Genomic DNA, 5,318 nt, shown 5'->3' with positions numbered 1-5,318 from the left:
CCCGTCATCACCCTCGACGCCCGACGCCGCGACAGCGCCAAGAGCGCCCTCATCACCCTCGTCGAACACGCCCTCCTCGCCCGACTCCGCTGAACGAGGGCGACCGCGAGCATCGGGCGCGCGAACACCCGCACCGAGCCGAAGGGGTCCAGGGCGCCCCGGAGGCGGGCGCGCGAGCAACCGCACAGCCCCGACGGCCCGTCCTCACGACGGGCCGTCGGGGCCACGACGCTTACCGGCCGGTGTCCTCCGGGGGCTCCGCGCAAGACCCGCGCATAAGCAGCGGATAACAGTTCGGTAGGCATTTTGTGATCAACAATGACTCAGTGTGGCGAATTGGCGTCGCTCAGCGCCTGGTGACCACTGTTTTGCTCCGTCATGTCGGTGATTGTCCGGATTGTGCCGACGCGGGTGCCGGGCTGCGGCTGTTTGTCCCCCATCCCTGCACGTGCTGAAATTCCAGCTACCCCTGGGTGTCTCCTGCGCCGGTCCGTCCGGCGGCGGGACAGGGCCCCGGGGTAGCGCTGGATTGATCCATGGCCGGCATTCGGCCGAGAGGTAGTTGTCGAGTGAGGCGTAAGCAGCAACCCGCCCCGCAGCGGCGCTCCGAGCCCCGCCAGAGCGAGCCGAACGGTACCCCGGGGGATCCGGCCGGATTCTCCGCGTTCACTCCCACCGAGGAACGCGCCCAGTCCCCCGTCCCGGCCACCGAACCCCAGGCCTCGCCCACGGCGCCCCGCGGCAGCGGATCGTCGGGCGACGGCAGTGGCGGCGGCTCCAGCCGGTACGACTTCCTCCGCCCGCGCAACTGGCGCGTGCCGACCCGTCTGATCGCGATCCTGCTGATCCCCGTGATCATCAGTCTCGTCTTCGGCGGCCTGCGAGTGAACACCTCGGTCGACGGCTACATCAAGGCCTCCCGCGCCGAGAAGACCGCCGAGCTGGCCAAGGCGGCGACCGAACTCGCCGAGGCGCTGGAGAACGAGCGCGACAAGACGCTCATACCCCTGATCACCAAGCAGGACCCGAACAACGAGGTGACCAAGCGGCGCAACGACACCGACGCCGCGCTGAAGGCGTACAACGCCGCCTACGCCGCCTCCGACAAGTCCGGTGAGCTCCCCCGCCGCCACGAGGCCTTCCAGACCCTGGTGGTCGACCTGCCGCACCTGCGGGCCAACGCGTACAACCCGGAGCTGTTCATCAGCGCCACCGCCAACGCCTACTCGGTGATGCTCGACCCGCTGCTGGCCTTCGACAACTCGGTCGGCATGGGCTCCGCCAACGCCACCAGCAAGGGCCGCGCGATCTACGCGATGTCGCTGGCCAAGGCCGCCGCCTCGACCCAGCGAGCGCTGATGCTCAACCTGCTGGTCGGCATCTCGGCGAACGCCACCACGCGCTACGAGAACCAGGACGTCATCCAGCAGATCCTGATCTCGGAGAAGCTGGAGCAGGTCTCCATCAACGAGTTCAACACCGGCAGCGCGCCCGAGGACGCCCGGAAGTACGCGGAGGCGCAGGTCGCCCAGTTCGCCGCGCAGGAGCGCTCGGCGTACAAGATGCCCAACGGCGCGGCGCCCACCATGCAGGCCCTGCTCCAGCTCGGCGCCTCGTACAGCCAGGCCGCCGCGGAGGGCCAGCTGAAGGGCAAGGCCGCCGCCGACGCCGCGTACACCGAGGCGAAGAACGCCGGTCTGACCCCGGACAACTGGAACCAGGCCGCCAACACCCACATCCAGGCCCTGCGGAACACCGAAGTCGCGCTGCTGGACGACGTCCTCAACGACGCCCTCGCCCTGAAGGACAACGCGCTCTACGACGCCATCCTCAACACGGTCATCGTCGTCGCGGCGCTCGTCCTGGCCGGTCTGCTCACCGGCTACGTGGCCCGCTCGATGATTCTCGGCATGCGCACCCTGCGCAACGCCGCCCTGGAGATCGCCGACCACCGCCTGCCGGACCTGGTCGAGAAGCTCTCCAAGACCGACCCCGACCGGGTCGACACCTCGGTGAGCCCGATCCCGCTGCACGGCAAGGACGAGATCGGCGAGGTCGCCCGGGCGTTCGACCAGGTCCACCAGCAGGCCGTGGCGCTCGCCGCCGAGCAGGCCCTGCTGCGAGGGAACGTCAACGCGATCTTCACCAACCTGTCGCGCCGCAGCCAGAGCCTGATCCAGCGCCAGCTGGCGCTGATCACCGACCTGGAGAACAACGAGGCCGACCCGGACCAGCTGGAGAACCTCTTCAAGCTGGACCACCTGGCCACCCGTATGCGCCGCAACGGTGAGAACCTGCTCGTCCTCGCGGGCGAGGAGGCCGGCCGCCGCTGGAACACCCCGGTCCCGCTGGTCGACGTGCTCCGCGCCGCCGCGTCCGAGGTGGAGCAGTACGAGCGCGTCGAGCTCTCCGGCATCCCGGAGGTCGACGTCGTCGGCGCCGCCGTGACCGACCTCGTCCACCTGCTCGCCGAGCTGCTGGAGAACGCCACCTCGTTCTCCAGCCCGCAGACCCGGGTGCTGGTCAACGCGACCCGCCTGCCGGACGGCCGGGTGCTGGTCGAGATCCACGACAAGGGCATCGGCCTCACCGCCGAGGACTTCGCGGAGATCAACGAGAAGCTGGCCGAGCCGCCCACGGTGGACGCCACCATCTCCCGCCGCATGGGCCTGTTCGTGGTCGGCCGGCTCTCCCAGCGGCACGACGTCCGCGTCCAGCTCCGCCCGTCCGGCGAGTCCGCCGGCACCACCTCGCTGGTCATGCTCCCGCCGTTCGTCACCCAGTCCGGTGCGGCGCCGGAGCCGGACGAGCAGTTCACCGTCTCCCGGATCTTCGCCGAGCAGGAGCCGACCGCCGAGTGGGCGCCGGAAGCCCCCGCCCGCAGCGCGGCCGAGCTCGGCTTCGACGACCACCTCACCGGCATCGGCAACGCCGGCTCCAGCGGGTTCAGCCCGGCCCTGGAGTCCGTCCAGCGCTCGCAGCGCCTCGACCAGGTCCGCCGCGCGGCCCTGGACAGCGCCCCGCACGCGCCGGTGGTGGACGCCGAGGTCGAGGAGGACTACCAGCAGGGCTACGACCAGTACGCCCCGCAGGGCTACGAGCAGCCGCAGGCCCAGGCCGACGACCAGTACGGCTACGACCAGGGCGGCTACCAGCAGGACGAGTACCACCAGCAGGACGAGTACGCCCAGGACGGCTACGACCAGTACGCCCCGCAGGGCTACGGACAGCAGCAGGGCTACGCCGACGACCGGTACGGCTACGACCAGGGCGGCTACCAGCAGGACGGGTACGCCGACCAGTACGGCCGTCCGGCCGAGGAGTCCCCGGCCGGCCACCCGTACGCCCCGGAGCCGCCCGCGCTGCCCGCCGCCGAGCCGCCGCACACCACCCTGGCGTCCGGGCTGCCGCAGCGCCGCCCCGGCGAGCAGCTGGCCGGCGGTGGCCCCGCCTCCGCCCCGGCCGACGGCAGCCCGTCCGGCGAGAGCCCGAACTGGTTCGCCGGCGCCAAGGACACCTCGGCGCCGGCGGCCCAGCGCGGCCACGACGTGTCCGCGCTCGGCGGTTACGGCCCGACCGGCCCGACCGCCAGCACCGCCTGGCAGTCGCCGAACGACGGCGACTGGCAGCGGGCCGAGCAGCTGCGTGAGCCCGCCTCCGGTGGCACCACCGGTGCCGGTCTGCCGCGGCGCGTGCCCAAGCAGAACCTGGTGCCCGGCAACGCCAAGTCCACCCCGCAGGACGGGCCGCAGGTCTCCCGCAGCCCGGAGGAGGTCCGTGGCCGCCTCACCAACCTGCGCCGCGGTGTGGAGCAGGGCCGCAGCGCCGGTAACACCGGAAGCTTCCGGATCGACCCCGATCAGGTAGACCAGTCCGGCAACGGACAGAACCGGAGCACCGATCTCTTCGGCGGCTCGAACCACCAGGAGCGTTGAGTTGACTCAGATGAGCCAGGCCGCACAGAACCTGAACTGGCTGATCACCAATTTCGTGGACAACACCCCCGGGGTGTCCCACACCGTGGTGGTCTCCGCGGACGGCCTCCTGCTGTGCATGTCCGAGGGCTTCCCGCGCGACCGTGCCGACCAGCTCGCCGCCGTCGCCTCCGGCCTCACCTCCCTCACCTCCGGCGCGAGCCGGATCTTCGAGGGCGGCGAGGTCAACCAGACCGTCGTCGAGATGGAGCGGGGCTTCCTGTTCCTGATGGCCATCAGCGACGGCTCCGCCCTCGCCGTCCTGGCCTCCCCGGACTCCGACATCGGCCTCGTCGGCTACGAGATGGCCCTGCTCGTCGACCGCGCCGGAGCCGTCCTCACCCCCGCACTCCGCGCAGAACTCCAGGGCAGTCTCCTGCACTGACGGTTCGTCGGATACCGTCCAGGTATTCGAAGTACCTCCGCGTCCTTCCCGGGCCCGCTTCGGCGGGCTCGGGTTCGGACGTTGTACGGCCTTCGCAACACCGGCTCCGGACCTGCGCCGAAGCTCGCACCGCACCGCCGCACCCTGTGAGGAGAGGAACCGTGACACCGCCCGACGACCGCAGCGGCCAGTACGGTGTTCCGTACCCTGGCACAGGCCATGACGCCTTCGGAGCACCCGGCGTCGGCCACGGTCAGCAGTACGGCCGGCACCAGTACGGACAGCCCCGGCAGCCGTACCTCCGGCCCCAGGAACAGTACGGCCAGTACGACCAGTACGCCCAGCAGCCCTCGTACGGCGCCCCGGCACCCGGCTACCCGGCCCCGGCGCCCGAGCCGACGCCCGGCTACCGGCCCGCCCAGGAACCCGGCCACGTCGAGGAGTTCGAGGACGAACCCGACTCCGGCCCGCTGATCCGCCCGTTCGCGATGACCGGCGGCCGGACCCGGCCCCGCTACGAACTCGCGCTGGAGGCCCTGGTCTCCGCCGACGTCGATCCGCAGCGCCTGGCCACCCTGCTCCCCGAGCACCAGCGGATCTGCACGCTGTGCACGGAGGTCAAGTCCGTCGCCGAGGTGTCGGCGCTGCTCTCGCTTCCCCTGGGAGTGGCCCGCATCCTCGTGGCCGACCTGGCCGAGGCCGGCCTGGTCGCCATCCACCAGCCCGCTTCCGGCGGCGAAACCGGAAACCAGCCCGACGTCACGCTGCTCGAAAGGGTCCTCAGTGGACTTCGCAAGCTCTAACGCGGCCGCCCCCACCCGCGCCACCACCTCCGCGAAGATCGTCGTCGCGGGCGGCTTCGGTGTCGGCAAGACCACGCTCGTCGGCGCCGTCTCCGAGATCAACCCCCTGCGCACCGAAGCCGTCATGACCTCGGCCTCCGCCGGCATCGACGACCT

Annotated in this window: 3 protein-coding genes and 2 pseudogenes; all 5 read left to right on the top strand. The window is 71.2% G+C overall.

Annotated features, from left to right (window positions below):
• Nucleotides 1-93: pseudogene (locus ACZ5OX_RS38925) on the top strand (ATP-binding protein); the annotation flags it as partial.
• 476 nt (nt 94-569) lie between these two features.
• Complete coding sequence (locus tag ACZ5OX_RS38920; RefSeq protein ID WP_465636919.1) at nt 570-3,935, top strand: sensor histidine kinase; 3,366 nt, start codon at nt 570-572, stop codon at nt 3,933-3,935.
• A 10-nt stretch (nt 3,936-3,945) separates the two neighbouring features.
• Nucleotides 3,946-4,359, top strand: a complete 414-nt coding sequence (locus ACZ5OX_RS38915; RefSeq protein ID WP_097236138.1) for a roadblock/LC7 domain-containing protein — start codon at nt 3,946-3,948, stop codon at nt 4,357-4,359.
• Between the two features lie 161 nt (nt 4,360-4,520).
• The gene (locus ACZ5OX_RS38910) at nt 4,521-5,162 is read left to right on the top strand and encodes a DUF742 domain-containing protein (protein WP_465636917.1); all 642 of its coding nucleotides are present in this window, start codon (nt 4,521-4,523) and stop codon (nt 5,160-5,162) included.
• Nucleotides 5,143-5,318, top strand: a pseudogene (locus ACZ5OX_RS38905) (ATP-binding protein); the annotation flags it as partial. The gene ACZ5OX_RS38910 and the pseudogene ACZ5OX_RS38905, both read left to right, overlap by 20 nt.

The organism is Kitasatospora sp. NPDC032121 (assembly GCF_055580145.1).
This window is presented reverse-complemented; position numbering and strand designations above follow the sequence as displayed.